Source organism: Edaphovirga cremea, from assembly GCF_003332275.1.
In the GTDB taxonomy this organism is placed as follows: domain Bacteria; phylum Pseudomonadota; class Gammaproteobacteria; order Enterobacterales; family Enterobacteriaceae; genus Edaphovirga; species Edaphovirga cremea.
In genome coordinates this window covers 148,839-163,788 of the sequence record NZ_QOVA01000001.1, presented here as the reverse complement: position 1 = coordinate 163,788, position 14,950 = coordinate 148,839, and the positions used below count along the sequence as shown (strand labels likewise).

General features: G+C 52.8%; 12 protein-coding genes. 8 read left to right on the top strand and 4 right to left on the bottom strand.

Features of this window, described 5'->3' with window-relative positions; translation table 11 throughout:
- Positions 1-86: 86 nt before the first annotated feature.
- Together ybbP and ybbA are read right to left on the bottom strand one after the other, a co-directional pair.
- Positions 87-2,519 carry a putative ABC transporter permease subunit YbbP gene (gene ybbP, locus DRI82_RS00740; RefSeq protein WP_114191605.1) on the bottom strand — a complete coding sequence of 811 codons (2,433 nt, stop codon included), beginning with the start codon at positions 2,517-2,519 and terminating at the stop codon, positions 87-89.
- The gene (gene ybbA, locus DRI82_RS00735; RefSeq protein ID WP_114191604.1) at positions 2,516-3,202 is read right to left on the bottom strand and encodes a putative ABC transporter ATP-binding protein YbbA; all 687 of its coding nucleotides are present in this window, start codon (positions 3,200-3,202) and stop codon (positions 2,516-2,518) included. Before ybbA ends, ybbP begins: the two co-directional genes overlap by 4 nt.
- Here ybbA and tesA point away from each other — a divergent pair.
- From tesA to DRI82_RS00710, 5 genes are all read left to right on the top strand, one after another.
- The gene (tesA, locus tag DRI82_RS00730; protein ID WP_170138659.1) at positions 3,173-3,808 is read left to right on the top strand and encodes a multifunctional acyl-CoA thioesterase I/protease I/lysophospholipase L1; all 636 of its coding nucleotides are present in this window, start codon (positions 3,173-3,175) and stop codon (positions 3,806-3,808) included. The genes ybbA and tesA overlap by 30 nt on opposite strands.
- 28 nt (positions 3,809-3,836) lie before the next feature.
- The gene (locus tag DRI82_RS00725; protein WP_114191602.1) at positions 3,837-4,613 is read left to right on the top strand and encodes an SDR family oxidoreductase; all 777 of its coding nucleotides are present in this window, start codon (positions 3,837-3,839) and stop codon (positions 4,611-4,613) included.
- Positions 4,614-4,730: 117 nt separating this feature from the next.
- Positions 4,731-5,588, top strand: coding sequence for a co-chaperone YbbN (locus DRI82_RS00720; RefSeq protein WP_114191601.1), 858 nt, complete (start codon positions 4,731-4,733; stop codon positions 5,586-5,588).
- Positions 5,589-5,811: 223 nt separating this feature from the next.
- Positions 5,812-6,717, top strand: coding sequence for an SPFH domain-containing protein (locus tag DRI82_RS00715; protein WP_114191600.1), 906 nt, complete (start codon positions 5,812-5,814; stop codon positions 6,715-6,717).
- Positions 6,718-6,719: 2 nt separating this feature from the next.
- On the top strand, positions 6,720-7,193 hold the full coding sequence (locus tag DRI82_RS00710; protein ID WP_114191599.1) for an NfeD family protein: 474 nt from the start codon (positions 6,720-6,722) through the stop codon (positions 7,191-7,193).
- A 29-nt stretch (positions 7,194-7,222) separates the two neighbouring features.
- Here the strand turns inward: DRI82_RS00710 and cueR are convergent, their stop codons facing one another.
- On the bottom strand, positions 7,223-7,642 hold the full coding sequence (cueR, locus tag DRI82_RS00705; protein ID WP_114191598.1) for a Cu(I)-responsive transcriptional regulator: 420 nt from the start codon (positions 7,640-7,642) through the stop codon (positions 7,223-7,225).
- 110 nt (positions 7,643-7,752) lie between these two features.
- Here cueR and copA point away from each other — a divergent pair, with 110 nt between their 5' ends.
- The 3 genes from copA (at position 7,753) to ybaK (ending at position 12,206) form a co-directional block, all read left to right on the top strand.
- Complete coding sequence (gene copA / locus DRI82_RS00700; RefSeq protein WP_114191597.1) at positions 7,753-10,494, top strand: copper-exporting P-type ATPase CopA; 2,742 nt, start codon at positions 7,753-7,755, stop codon at positions 10,492-10,494.
- A 122-nt stretch (positions 10,495-10,616) separates the two neighbouring features.
- Positions 10,617-11,429: a TraB/GumN family protein gene (locus tag DRI82_RS00695; protein WP_114191596.1), complete on the top strand. Its 813-nt coding sequence runs from the start codon at positions 10,617-10,619 to the stop codon at positions 11,427-11,429.
- A gap of 297 nt (positions 11,430-11,726) precedes the next feature.
- On the top strand, positions 11,727-12,206 hold the full coding sequence (gene ybaK / locus DRI82_RS00690) for a Cys-tRNA(Pro)/Cys-tRNA(Cys) deacylase YbaK (RefSeq protein ID WP_114191595.1): 480 nt from the start codon (positions 11,727-11,729) through the stop codon (positions 12,204-12,206).
- Positions 12,207-12,352: 146 nt separating this feature from the next.
- Here the strand turns inward: ybaK and DRI82_RS00685 are convergent, their stop codons facing one another.
- On the bottom strand, positions 12,353-14,788 hold the full coding sequence (locus DRI82_RS00685) for a DUF3772 domain-containing protein (protein WP_114191594.1): 2,436 nt from the start codon (positions 14,786-14,788) through the stop codon (positions 12,353-12,355).
- Between the last annotated feature and the right edge of the window lie 162 nt (positions 14,789-14,950).

Sequence of the window (14,950 nt, the reverse complement as noted above, 5' to 3'; positions counted from 1 at the left end):
GCCAGTATAGCGGTACTGACTTGGCGACAACTCACCCTCGTTTACTTCATCATGACTTAATGACTGATGAATCTTGTCACGACGACTTAACCTTCAAATCCTCGGAATAGCGCTTTCCCCCGCAATAATCGCACTCCAAGCCAACCACCGCACAAGGAAAGCAATATCGCGCTGAGTAAAGGGAGCAACCACCAAAGGATAAAGTTTGGTTCCCAATTGAATTCAAAGACTTTGGTTTGCAATAACCATAATGCAGCCTCTGCCCCAACAGCCGCCGCAATACCGGCCACCAGCCCTAACACAGCAAATTCGCACCATAGCGTTCCCCGCAGTAACTTTTTACTCGCGCCGAGTGTGCGGTAAACAACCAACTCCTGACGTCGCTGTCGCATACCAACCTGAATTTGCGCCAGCAGCAATAACGTACCGCAGATCAGAACCAGAACAACCATCACTTCAAGCGCCCTGCTAACCTGTTGCAATACCTGACCAATTTGCTTGAGGATCGAGCCAATATCCAAAAGACTCAGCGTCGGGAACTGGCGATTCAATTGCGCCAACATTGCGTCATCGCCCTGATACCGGAAACTGGTGAGCCAGGTTTGCGGCTGTCCATCCAGTGCACCGGGAGGAAAAATAAAGTAGAAATTCGGTCGCAAACTTTCCCAGTCAACCTTTCGCAAGCTGGTCACTTTGGCGCTGAAATCCTGCGTATCGCCGCTGAATGTCAGCGTGTCGCCTATTTTCAGGCCAAGGCGATCGGCAATTCCCTGCTCCATTGACACTTCACCCGCTTTTGGTGGCCAGGTTCCCGCGACCAACGGATTATGTTCTGGCAGATTTTCCTGCCAGGTCAGATTCAGTTCGCGATTAACCGCTTCACCGCCAGGATCGTCTTCCCGCACGCGCTCTGTAGCGATCTGTTGGTTGATTTGCGTCAATCGCACCCGGACAATCGGGTAGAACGTGCCAGCCTGAATTTGACGCTGTTGTAGGAAATGTTCCACTTGCGGAACTTGCTCTTGCGTCATGTTCAACAGGAAGTAATTCGGGCTCTCAGGAGGAAGTTGCTGCTGCCAGCGATCGAGTAAATCACCGCGCATAACCAATAATAAAGCCAGTAGCATGAAAGAGAGAGAAAAGGCTGCTAACTGACTCAGTGTGACCCACGGTTGGCGTAAGAGACGGTTTATTGCCAGACGTAAAGCAAGTTTCCTGACGGTTAAACGCCGTAAAAGCAGCAGGCCTCCCCAGCCGATCCCTCCCAGCAACAATGCCAAGGCCACGATCCCCGCCAACACGGCCCAAAGCAGCGCGCTCCCCTCCACCAACGCCGCCAGCAGCCCCACAACAATCAGTAAAATAGCCGGTAAGTAATAACGTAGAGGCCAGACGTTAGCCACTACGTCGCGGCGTAACACCCGCAGAGGTTGCGTTGCCAGCAGTTGCTTATAAGGCCGCATCCCGACCAACAGCGATATCAGCACCAGTGATCCCATTGACCAGACCCATGGCCATGCACCCGCTTCTGGCAGTGCGGCAGGTAAAACAGGGGCGAGCAGACGCATTAATACGGCTTCAAAGGCCAAACCGATCATACTGCCACATACCGCCGCCAGTAATAAAACCGCCACCCACTGACCGATAATCAGTTGGCGCAATGCCTTACGCCCCGCGCCGAGCGTTTTCAGAACCGCCACCAGATCATATCGACTACGGCAATAATGACCCATTGAAACCGCAACGGCAGCAATGGAGAGCAAAAGCGTCAAGAGCGCAGATAACAGTAAGAATTGCTGCGAGCGTTGTAAAGACTTGCTCAGCGCACCGCCGGACTCTTCCATTCCGTACCAGCGCTGGCCGGGTTTCAGCTGTGGAGCCAGACGGGAACCATATTCTTCAATATTGTTGGCGCTGCCAGCAAACATATAGCGATATGTCAGTCGGCTACCGGGCTGTATCGCCCCGGTTTTTTCTGCGTCAGCCAAATTGATAATAATGGGGGGCGAGGTTTGAAATGGGTTAAAACCTGAGTCCGGCTCCTGAATCAACTCTCCCGAAATACGCAGCGTCGTATCACCGACGTCCAGCATGTCGCCGACTTTGACATTAAGAAGAACCATCAAGCGCGGTGCAACCAACACCGTTCCCGGTTCAGCCCTGAGACCCACAGGCCGGGTTTCCAATTGACCATACAGAGGATAAGCCTGATCGGTGGCCTTGACCTGAGCTAATTGTGGTCGGTCACCCGCATAAGTCATTGTCGTAAAACTCAGTTGCCGACTGACTGCTAATCCTTGCTGACGCGCATCCAGAAGCCAGCCTTCAGGTACCGGATGAGAGGCGCGCAAAACGCGATCTGCCGCCATAAAATCCCGACTCTGCTGGCTCAGGCCTTTCTCCATCCGATCGCTGATCGTCCCCAATGCCAGCACGCAGGCCACCGCCAACGTCAATGCCAGCCAGACAATCAGTAGCGACGGAGAGCGCCACTCCCGCCAAAACCACCGCCAAATCATGCTTCCTCCCACAATTTTCCGTCACGCAGACGTAAGCGCCGTTCGCAACGCGCTGCCAGTTGCTCATCGTGAGTCACCAAAATCAACGTTGTGGCAAAATCGCGGTTCAGTGAAAAAAGTAAGTCGACGATGCGTTCGCCCGTCTGACGATCGAGATTACCCGTAGGCTCATCGGCAAACAGCACCTTTGGTCGACCACTAAATGCCCGCGCCAATGCAACACGCTGCTGCTCACCGCCAGAAAGCTGGGCGGGAAGATGGCTCAACCGTTCGCCCAATCCAAGTTGCTGCAAGAGTTGGATTGCCTGTTCACGGCTGCTGGCATCGCTATCGCCGCGCAGCAGCGCCGGGAGTTGTACGTTCTCCAATGCATTGAGAGTAGGCACCAGCATGAATGACTGAAACACAAAACCCACATTTTGTGCCCGCAGAGCGGCTCGACCTTCTTCATCCATTTCCGGTAGCGATTGCCCGAGCAATGCAACGTCGCCTTCACTGCCATCATCCAGCCCGGCCAATATTCCCAGCAAGGTTGACTTGCCTGATCCCGATTCACCAATCAATGCAATCGTCTGCGCGGGTTTGACAACCAGCTCGACTCCGGTAAGGATGGAGAGACGATGATCACCCTCACCGACGTGTTTATTAAGATGATGAACTTCAAGAACGTTTTCCGCTGGCATCTTCCCTTCCTTTTGCTATTGGGATTATTCAGTTTACGTGCAGTTGCTGCTGATACATTACTTATTCTTGGTGATAGCCTGAGCGCTGGTTATCGCCTGCCCGTCGCCAATTCCTGGCCGACACTGCTGTCTGAAAAATGGCAGCAGGATCCCTCGCAACCCAAAGTGGTCAATGCCAGCATCAGCGGCGACACAACCGCACAAGGACTGGCTCGCCTGCCTGCGCTACTGAAACAACATCAACCACGCTGGGTAATGATCGAACTGGGTGCCAATGACGGGCTGCGCGGTTTTCCAACGCAGGATATCCAGCAAACCCTCGGTAAAATAATTACATTGGTCAAGCAAGCGGATGCCCAGCCTTTCTTGATGCAAATTCGCTTGCCGCCCAATTATGGCCGTCGTTATGGCGAGGCGTTTTACGACCTCTATCCGGCGCTGGCGAAACAGTACGACATCCCCCTGATTCCATTTTTTATGGAGCAGGTTGCGATCAAGCCCCAATGGATGCAGGATGACGGACTTCATCCCAACCGCGATGCCCAGGCATTTATCGCAGGCTGGATGTCTGAGCGACTTTTACCCTTAGTAAAACATGAGTCTTAATAAAACGGGTCACCTATCAGGTAAAGTTATGCAAAAAGCAGTTTTAATTACCGGTTGCTCGTCAGGAATCGGTCTTGTTGCCGCACAGGATCTCAGGAATCGAGGCTATCGGGTATTGGCCGCCTGCCGTAAAGCGCAGGACGTCGAAAATATGCAGCAATTGGGATTGGAAGGGATTCTGTTGGATCTCGATGACAGCGCCAGCGTCGAGCGTGCCGCCGCCCAGGTCATTGAGCTTACCTCTGGTCGCCTCTATGGTTTGTTTAACAATGCTGGCTACGGCGCATACGGCCCGCTCAACACTATCAGCCGTCAGCAACTGGAAAGACAGTTCGCCAGTAACCTGTTCGGCACCCATCAATTGACCCAATTGCTGTTGCCCGCCATGTTGCCGCATGGCGAAGGCCGGATCATTCAAACCAGTTCTGTGATGGGGTTGGTCAGTACGCCAGGGCGCGGTGCCTATGCCGCCAGCAAATATGCGCTTGAAGCCTGGTCTGATACGCTGCGCATGGAACTGCATGGCACCGGTATTCAGGTCAGTTTGATTGAACCGGGTCCAATCAGCAGTAATTTCACGGACAACGTCAATCAGTCCCAATCGGACAAACCGGTAAGTAATCCAGGTATTGCAGCACGGTTTACCTTACCGCCAGACGCCATATTGCCCAAACTGCGCCATGCTTTGGAGAGTCCCAAGGCCAAACTCCGCTACCCGATAACGTTGGTGGCACACAGTTTAAGTATCTTGCGCCGAATTCTGCCGGGTCGGGCGCTCGACAAACTATTGCGCGGCCATTCATAAGTCAGGCTGTTGATAATACTCGCAAAAACGCGATGTAAGTTGTATCAGTCAGCCTCTGGGGGTTGAAGCAGAAAAAGCTGCCCCCATCTACCGTTAAAACGGATGAGAGATAACGTCATGCTTGCACAACCCACAATTGTAGAGATTAACGAAGCCAACCTGCACCAGACACTGGAGCAGTCAAAGGTCCTTCCGGTGCTGTTTTACTTCTGGTCGGATCGCAGCCAGCACTGCCTGCAACTGACACCCGTGCTGGAAAAATTGGCGGTCGAATATGCCGGGCAATTTATTCTGGCCAAAGTCGATTGCGACGCCGAGCAAATGGTTGCGTCACAGTTTGGACTGCGTTCAATTCCTACCGTCTATTTATTTAAAGATGGTCAACCGGTGGATGGTTTCCAGGGGCCACAACCCGAAGAAGCCGTGCGCGCCCTGCTGGAAAAAGTGCTGCCGAAACCTGAAGAACTCAAAGCTGCCGAAGCGGCTGAACTGATGCAGGAAGGCAAAGTGCTTGAGGCCCTGCCCCTGCTGAAAGATGCCTGGCAGTTGAGCCATCAGAACAGCGAAATCGGCTTTATGCTGGCAGAAGCGCAGATATTACTGAACCGGACTGAAGAGGCCGAGGCTGTGCTGGCTGTTGTTCCGTTGCAAGACCGCGATACCCGTTATCAGGGGCTGATTGCGCAGATTGAACTGTTGAAACAGGCGGCTGACACGCCGGAAATTCAACTGCTGCAGCAGCAACTGGAACAGGATCCGCAGAATGTGGAGCTGGCGGTGCAATTGAGTCTGCAACTGCATCAGGTGGGGCGAAATGAAGAAGCGCTGGAGCTTCTGATTAGCCATCTGAAGAAAGATCTTGCTGCAGCCAATGGAAGCGCCCGCAAAACGTTGATGGATATTCTCGCTGCGCTGGGTACCGGTGATGCACTGGCCGCCAAATACCGTCGTCAGCTCTATTCCTTACTGTACTGATTCTATTTGTTCTGTTTTGGGTTGGAACCGGCGCGTTCCAACCCACGCCACTTTTTTACTCCCAACCTGACAACCTCTCTTTTTGCACAACGAGATTGCCATTTCCGGCACGAATCGCTGCGATCCTGTAGTATATAGATTAGCGCTGATATCACTCACACCCCACAAATATTTGGTACGGTATGGCGCATACTTGCGGATAGTCACTTACAGGAGTTTTACCATGTTTACCGTCATTCCCATTATTGTGGCATTAGCGCTGATTTTGATGGTTTCCACCCTAAAAATTGTGCCTCAAGGTTATCAATGGACCGTTGAACGTTTTGGTCGTTATACGAAAACGTTGATGCCAGGGTTAAATATTGTTGTGCCCCTTATGGATCGTGTCGGTCGTAAAATCAACATGATGGAGCAGGTGCTGGATATCCCTTCCCAGGAGATTATCTCGCGCGACAACGCCAACGTCGCCATTGACGCAGTGTGCTTTATTCAGGTCATTGATCCGGCTCGCGCTGCCTATGAAGTCAGTAATCTGGAACAGGCGATTGTTAACCTGACCATGACGAACTTCCGTACGGTACTTGGCTCAATGGAATTGGATGAAATGCTCTCACAGCGTGACAGCATCAACACCCGCCTGCTGCATATCGTCGATGAAGCCACCAATCCGTGGGGCGTAAAAATCACCCGTATCGAAATCCGTGACGTTCGCCCACCGGCTGAACTTATTTCCGCGATGAACGCCCAGATGAAGGCAGAGCGAACCAAGCGTGCCGATATTCTTGAGGCCGAAGGTGTGCGTCAGGCTGCCATCTTGCGTGCTGAAGGTGAAAAACAGTCGCAAATCCTGAAAGCGGAAGGTGAGCGTCAGTCTGCATTCTTGCAGGCCGAAGCGCGTGAACGTGCGGCGGAAGCGGAAGCGCAGGCGACAAAGATGGTTTCGGACGCTATTTCTGCCGGGAATATTCAGGCTATCAATTACTTTGTCGCGCAGAAATATACCGATGCACTGCAAAAAATTGGCTCATCCAATAACAGTAAAGTCATCATGATGCCGCTTGAAGCCAGTAATCTGATTGGCTCAATTGGTGGCATCGCCGAATTGCTGAAAGAGACGAAAGGCAAGTAATCATGCTTGAGGAATTTGCCACAAACCCACACTGGTTCTGGCTGTCGCTCGGCGGCATTCTGCTGATGGCGGAAATGCTGGGTGCCAGTGGTTACTTGTTGTGGAGTGGCGTCGCGGCGATGACAGTGGGCCTTCTGGTGTGGCTTGTCCCCTTTGTCTGGGAGTGGCAGGCATTGAGTTTTGGTGTGCTCACACTGGTTGCCGCCATAGGTTGGTGGTATTGGCTGACACATCGTAAGGTCGCGGGTAAACCGCCAAGGGCACTTAATCAGCGCGGGCGTCAATTGGTAGGAATAAAAGCCACACTGCTTGAGCCACAGCGTAACGGTTACAGCCGTGTACGCATCGGTGACAGCAGTTGGCGGGTTAAGTCCTCAGATAACCTGAGTGTTGGCGATGAAGTTGAAGTGGTGGATGTCGACGGCATAACGCTGCAAGTGCGCGCCATCACGCCTCGCAGTGCCAATAATTCCTGATTTTTAGCTCGTTCAGAAAGCCCGATCGCTTAATGCGTATCGGGTTTCACTGTGGTATGGCAACAGCCAGCAAGATTATTAATGATCGGGCAATCAGCACTCTCGTCCCCCGGACACTGTTCCGCCAGCGCCAATAACTGTAGCCGCATGGCGTTAAGTTCACTGATATGATTCTCAATTTCAGCCACTTTTTCAAGAGTACGTGCTTTCACATCAGCACTGTGACGATCGGGATTATGAAATAACGCGACGAGTTCGCGGCACTCATCCAGAGTAAAACCCACCTGACGCGCCTGACGCAATAAGGTCAATTCTTCGATATGTTTTGCGCCGTAGCTACGATAGCCATTCTCACTGCGTAACGGCGCGGTAACCAGCCCTTTTTCCTCATAAAAACGGATCGCTTTGCTGGTTAAACCGGTTTTTTTGGCAACATCACTAATATTCATTACTCCCCCCTTGACCTTCCCCTTGCTGGAAGGTTTAACCTCTATAACTAGTGAAATAAGGCCAGTTGGTCAACTCTTTTGAACAAATTTTATCCGGCAAGGAGATCATTATGTCCAATACTGCTGTATCTAAAACCAGGTTACTCGCACTGCAAGGATTGTCGTGCATGAATTGCGCTCAACGGGTCAAAAAAGCATTGGAAGCCCGTGCTGACGTTGAGCAGGCTGAAGTCAATGTCCGTTATGCCAAAGTGTCAGGCTCCGCAACGCCTGAGGATCTCATCAGCAGCGTTGAACAGGCGGGTTATCATGCTCAGGTAGCAACGCACCCCGATATCGAACTGCAACTTGCAGGTTTGAGCTGTGGGCATTGCACCGGTGCAACCCAAAAAGCCCTTGAAGCCGTTTCTGGCGTTGTGGCGGCGGATGTTGAACTGACTACCGCACATGTTTATGGCGATGCCGATCCGCAGGCGCTGATCGATGCCGTCGTACAGGCGGGCTATGAGGCCACGCTGGCAACGGGAGCGTTATCCCCAAAATCTGAGCCGCTGACCTATTCTGCCTCCTCCACTCCGGAACCTCAGGCAGCGGCATCTTCTACGGTTCCGGCAAAAGCAATTGATGCAACTGAAGACGACGATACGGTTCAGTTACTGATCAATGGTATGAGCTGCGCAAGTTGTGTTTCTAAAGTCCAGCGCTCGTTACAAGGTGTCGCGGGCGTTGAGCAGGCACGGGTTAATCTTGCTGAACGCAGCGCCCTGGTTATGGGTGCTGTGGATCATCAGGCGCTGATTAGCGCGGTAGAGAAAGCGGGCTATGGCGCAGAAATCATTCAGGATGAGACCGAGCGTCGTGAACGCCAGCAGCAAACGGCACAACAAAACATGCGTCGTTTCAGTTGGCAGGCCGCCCTAGGTCTGTCGGTAGGTATTCCACTGATGGCCTGGGGTTTGTTTGGCGGCAGCATGACGTTGACGCCTGAAACCCGGATCCCATGGCTGATTGTGGGCATTCTTACGCTGGCAGTAATGATTCTCGCCGGTAATCACTTCTACCGAAATGCCTGGATGAGCCTGAAAAATGGCAGCGCCACCATGGACACACTGGTGGCGCTCGGAACAGGTGCGGCCTGGCTTTACTCCATTACCGTGAACCTCTGGCCTGATGTTTTTCCTCATGAGGCCCGTCATCTCTACTACGAAGCCAGTGCGATGATTATCGGCCTGATCAATCTGGGCCATGCGCTGGAACAACGGGCACGTCAGCGATCTTCCAAAGCGCTTGAGCGATTACTCGATCTTACGCCACCGACTGCCCGCATAGTCGAAGACAGCGGCGAACGTGACGTACCGCTGGCCGAGGTGAAACGAGGTATGACGCTGCGCCTGACGACCGGCGATCGCGTACCGGTTGATGGCGAAATCCTGCAGGGTGACGTTTGGATGGATGAAGCGATGCTGACCGGGGAACCGATCGCACAGCGGAAATCCACCGGTGACGCCGTCCACGCAGGTACCATCGTCAAAGATGGCAGCGTACTTTTTCGTGCCGATGCGATTGGCAGCCAGACTACGCTGGCGCGCATTATCAAACTGGTACGTCAGGCGCAAAGCAGTAAACCGGAAATCGGTCAGCTTGCGGATCGGATTTCAGCCGTATTTGTGCCTGCGGTGGTGTTGGTTGCCCTGTTCAGCGGTGCGATCTGGTACATCTTCGGACCCCAACCGCAGTTGGTTTATACGCTTGTGGTAGCAACCACGGTGCTGATTATCGCCTGTCCCTGCGCTTTGGGTTTGGCTACACCCATGTCGATTATTTCTGGTGTAGGCCGTGCGGCTGAATTTGGTGTGCTGGTTCGTGATGCTGATGCCCTACAAAAAGCCAGTACGCTTGATACTCTGGTTTTTGATAAAACCGGCACGCTGACCGAAGGGCAGCCCAAAGTGGTGGCTATTCATACTTTCAATCAGAACGCGGAGGAACAGTCATTAATCCTGGCGGCTGCACTGGAGAAAGGTTCGAACCATCCACTGGCGCACGCCATCATGCAGCGGGCGGAGGATCTGCCCTTACCTCAGGTGCAGGAGTTCCGTACCCTCGGTGGCCTTGGCGTGAGTGGTGAAATCGCTGCGCACCGCGTGTTGCTGGGTAATAGCGCACTGATGACGCAACAAAATATCGACAGCAGTGAGGTCGATGAACTGCTGCAACTACAGGCGGAGAAAGGCATTACGCCGGTATTGCTCGCTGTGGATGGCCGTATCGCCGCGCTATTCTCCATTCGCGATCCACTGCGTGAGGACAGCGTCAGCGCACTGAAACGCCTGCATCAACAAGGCTATAAGCTGGTGATGCTGACAGGCGATAACGAACGCACGGCACAGGCCATTGCAAAAGAAGCCGGAATAGATCGGGTGATCGCCGGTGTTTTACCTGATGGAAAAGCGGCGGCCATCAAGCAATTGCAGGCGGAAGGTCGTCAGGTGGCGATGATTGGTGATGGCATCAACGATGCCCCCGCGCTCGCGCAAGCCGATGTCGGTATCGCCATGGGCGGTGGCAGTGATGTGGCGATAGAAACGGCCGCGATCACCCTGATGCGCCATAGCCTTCACGGCGTGGCTGACGCCGTCGCGCTATCGAAAGCAACACTGCGGAATATGAAACAGAATCTACTGGGGGCATTTATCTACAATACCATCGGTATTCCTATCGCTGCCGGGGTGCTTTATCCTCTGACGGGTACACTGCTTAGCCCGGTGGTTGCCGGGGCAGCAATGGCGCTGTCGTCAATTACGGTGGTCACCAACGCCAACAGACTGCTGCGTTTCACACCGAAACAGTAACACGACTGCGGTGGCACTCTGTGCGGTGCCACCTTTACCCGCCTTTAATCAGTTAATTCTCCTACAACTCTGCAACGTAAGACGTTAGCATGAAAAGAAATGCTAATCGGAGCCACGCTGTCATGGGTCAATTGTTTCGCCGTATCGCTTCCCTGCTGGGTCTGAACTCGCCTATGGTTTATGCCTATCCGGCTCTCGACATCACGCTGCCGGGTGAACGTTATTTTCATCTGGTCGGCAGTATTCATATGGGCACCATCGACATGTCACCGCTACCAGACGTGTTATTCGAGAAACTGAGGGAAGCCGATGCGTTAATCGTTGAAGCTGATATCACCAGCAGTGAATCCCCTTTCGGCCAACCTGAACCCCAATTGCCATTAGCGGAACGACTCTCTGCAGCGCAACTTGAGCAACTGAATAATTTGTGTGATGAGTTGGGCGCACGCGAGCAGCATCTGTCCACCCTGCCAGCCTGGCAAATTGCGCTGGTATTGCAGGCGCAGCAGGCACAGAGATTGGGTCTGCGCGCCGAATATGGCATTGACTACCAATTGCTCAATGCCGCACGTCATCAGGGTAAAAAAGTCATTGAATTAGAGGGGCCGCAACAACAGCTCGAACTACTACAGCAGCTTCCCAAAGGCGGGATCGCCCTGCTTGAAGATACCCTGACACACTGGCACACCAATGCGCGGTTGCTGCAAACCATGGTGAGTTGGTGGATGGAAAATCAACCCAAAAAATTCACTGACGCCCTGCCATCCACCTTTAGCAGTGCGCTCTACGATATTTTGATGAATCAGCGCAATCAACGTTGGCAGCAGCAGCTATCGGCTCTCCCTCCTGGCCGCTATGTTGTGGCGGTAGGAGCCTTGCATTTATACGGCGAAGGTAATCTGCCCGATATGTTGAAAATCGGAATACCCCATTGATAGGAATAAAAAAATGGCCAATATCGCTATTGGCCAGTCAAAGAGGAATTTCATTTTATTAGTTATACGCTTCGGCATGCTTCTTTGCAGAGAGCCCTACCGGCGGTAGTAGGGTAACAACGCGTTGAATGTATTTGCAACAAACATTGTTTGCGCTAAAGTTGAACACCCGCGAAGAAGCGACTTTTATAGCTAACTATCAGACAATTACGCAGAGCAATTATTTTTGCCAAAATTTTGTATATGGCAAACGCGGCAACCTTTCAGGCGTTAGTGTTGACTCATCAGGTAAACATCATGACCCCAGCAGTAAATCTTTTAGAGAAACAAAAGGTTAAATTCACCCTCCATCCTTATGAACACAACAGTGAAGAAACCAATTTCGGTGATGAAGCGGTCAAGAAACTGGGACTGGATGCCCAGCAAGTCTATAAAACCCTGCTGGTCTCGTTGAACGGAGAGGCTAAAAACCTGGCAGTTGCTGTTACGCCCGTTTCAACTCAGCTTGATTTGAAGAAAGTGGCTAAAGCGCTTGGTGCCAAAAAAGCTGAGATGGCCGATCCACAATTGGCACAGCGGGTTACCGGATATCTGGTCGGTGGAATCAGCCCGCTCGGGCAGAAGAAGCGACTGCCTACGGTGATCGACAACCCGGCGCAACGGTTCCCGACCATTTTTGTTTCCGGTGGCAAACGCGGTTTGGATATTGAATTGGCCGCCAGCGATTTATGTCGCCTGCTGAATGGTGTTTTCGCAGACATCGCGCGAATTGACTGATTCCGCGCCGTCAGGAGCCGTTAAATGTGACGGCTCCTCCACGCTCTGCCCAATATTTTTTGTGCCAGATCTCAGGTTTTCTTATATTCCGCCGTGACCTTAAGCTTAAGACGCCAAGCGACATATTGGCGTCTCATCCGCAGGACTTATTCCACGCCAGAATCCTGTGGCGCAGGCTGCTGCAAAATCATGGTTCGCGGGCTGGAGAGTGCGACCTTTGCCTCTCTCAATCGCTTGAGAATCTCAAAGAGAAGATCGCTTTTTGCCGCCGATACCATACGCGGACTGCTGACATAGCCCGTCACGCTCAGGACAATCCCCTCAGGGCCAAGCTGGCTGAACTTCACCGATGGCGCAGGCGTAGGCAGAATCGACTCATGCGCTTCATAGGCATCGAGCAGCAGGGTACGAACCTGTTCGGGATCGATATCCAGCGGGAACGTCAACGCAATGGTTGCCACGCCCTGCGCATTGCCCATCGTTGCATTGCGGACATTCTGCGAAATCAACTGCGAGTTAGGCACAATAACGGTGGAGCGGTCGCCCAGTTGGATTTCTGTCGCACGCACGTTGATCCGCCGGATATCGCCCTCCACGCCAGCAATACTGATCAAATCCCCCACTTTGACCGGCCGCTCGGTAAGCAGAATCAGCCCGGAGATAAAGTTCTTCACTATCTCCTGCAGACCAAAACCGATACCTACCGATAACGCACTCACGATCCAGGCCAACTTGTTCCATTGGATGCCCAATGTTGCCAGCGTCATCAATAAAACCAGCACATAGCCGATATTGCTGAACAGTGTAACCAGGGAAGAGCGGATACCGATGTCCATCATGGTTTTCGGCAGGAACTCTTTGTCGAGCCAGCGTTTTGCGGTGCGCAGAACGTAAAGGCCAATTCCCAGGCACAAAAAAGCATGCATGACGCTCGACGGAACAATATTCAGCTTCTCCAGCCCCTTGCCGCCCCACATCTCAATCGCTTTATTGAACAGCGTCATCGGCGTGGTTGAGCCAAAGGCACCATTGAACAGCGCCACGGCCGCCAACAGAATCAACAGGGTTTTACCGATAGCCGAGAAAAGTGTTGCTGCCTGAGCCAGATGCCGTTCGTCCAGATTCAACGAGTTTTTCAGCATCTTGCCGCTGGCGTTCTGCGTGGAAAACAGGCTCTCGCAAAGATCGTTAACCAGATAGAGCAACAGATACAGGCATGAGAGCACCATGCCCACCCAAATCAGCTCATAGGTGAGAAACCGCGCCAACGCGATGTACCCGATCAACAGCGATAGCAGGATTGAGATACCGGTCAGGCATACGCTGAGATGGATCAGCCCAGCCAGCGTAGATCGCCCTTCCGGCTGCTCACCATTGGCGGCCAGTTGACGGCGCAGGCGATTGACGCGTACAGGGGAAATAAAGGCGATTAACCCCACCAGCAGTGCCGCGATACCATTACCAAAAATGGTCGTCGATACGCTGGTACCAATAATATTATTGACTTGCTCAACTGCGCCAAACAGCAGAATACATACCGCCAGCATCTTGGGAGTAGAACGTAGCGCCAGTGCGATAGGGTTCGACATCGACGCGAGACGCCATGTCGGACGGCGGATGGAAAGGAACGCGCGCCCCAAGCCGACAATCAACGCAGAGAAAAGCGTCAGCGAGAAGAGTTGATTGCCGAAATCCAGAACGGCTGGCGAGACGTCAGGATGGCGCGTAAAGGCCAGCAGCAGAAGCTCGGCTCCCAACCCCAGCGCCAGAACCGTGGTCAACGCCGTGGCGCAGGCTAAAAAGCTGCGTCGCAGATGCCCCTCAGGCAACCAGTGGGTACAGAGCCAGGCCAGCGCGTAATCCAGTAACCGGACTCCACTTATCCAAATCGCCGCCGCCAGCAAGAGAAATATCGACGTTCCTACGCGCCAGTCGGGTTGCCATGAAAGTGCCCAGGCGTCTTCGATCTGCTGGCGAAAATCGTTTATACGCCGCTGATCTTCACTCCTCGGCTCAAGTAGCGGCGACCAGAATTTCCCCCCGAGAATACTGCCAGAGTTGAAGGCCATCTGGGTGCGGAGCGCATTGCGTCGGATGTCGACAATTTGCGTTGAGAGATTGGTCGCCCCGGTCTTGATTGACTGGACGCGCTCGATTTGGCTGTCCAATTGCGCTTTGCGGCCATTCAACGCGTTACGTTGCTGGGCAACCACGGCGGTTTCTGGCATTGCACCCTGCACGGGAGCCGGGCCAAGTACATCCAACTGCGCCTGAATCTGTGCCCGATCGGGATGCAGCGCCGCGGAAAGCGCTTCAGCATCGTTTGCCAGCGTCAGGGAATCGTTATACAGACCAGTGAGTTGACTGTCGGTTGTCGCGGTTGAGACCTGCTGCTTGATCGCATCCAGTCGTTTTTGCAACTTACTCAGTTCAACCGATGCCACAATCTTCACCGGTGCAGGCGTTGAATCATTCTGCGTTTGTGATGAAGAGGGGGAATCGGCAGCCGTTGCCCATACAGGAACCAGCGTGAGTGCTATCAAGAGACAGAACTGCACGAATAACTGTGAAAACTTGTACATAGAATTTATTGAGTCCAGGAGCAAACAAAACTGCGCTAAGTTAATCAGAGAGACTCAGATAAGACCATTCTCTCTATTCTTATATTTTATGGTTAAATCCTGTCCGAGAATATAAACCTCTGGGCTTAATCGAGGCAAACGTTTCTACGCGGTTCGATATAT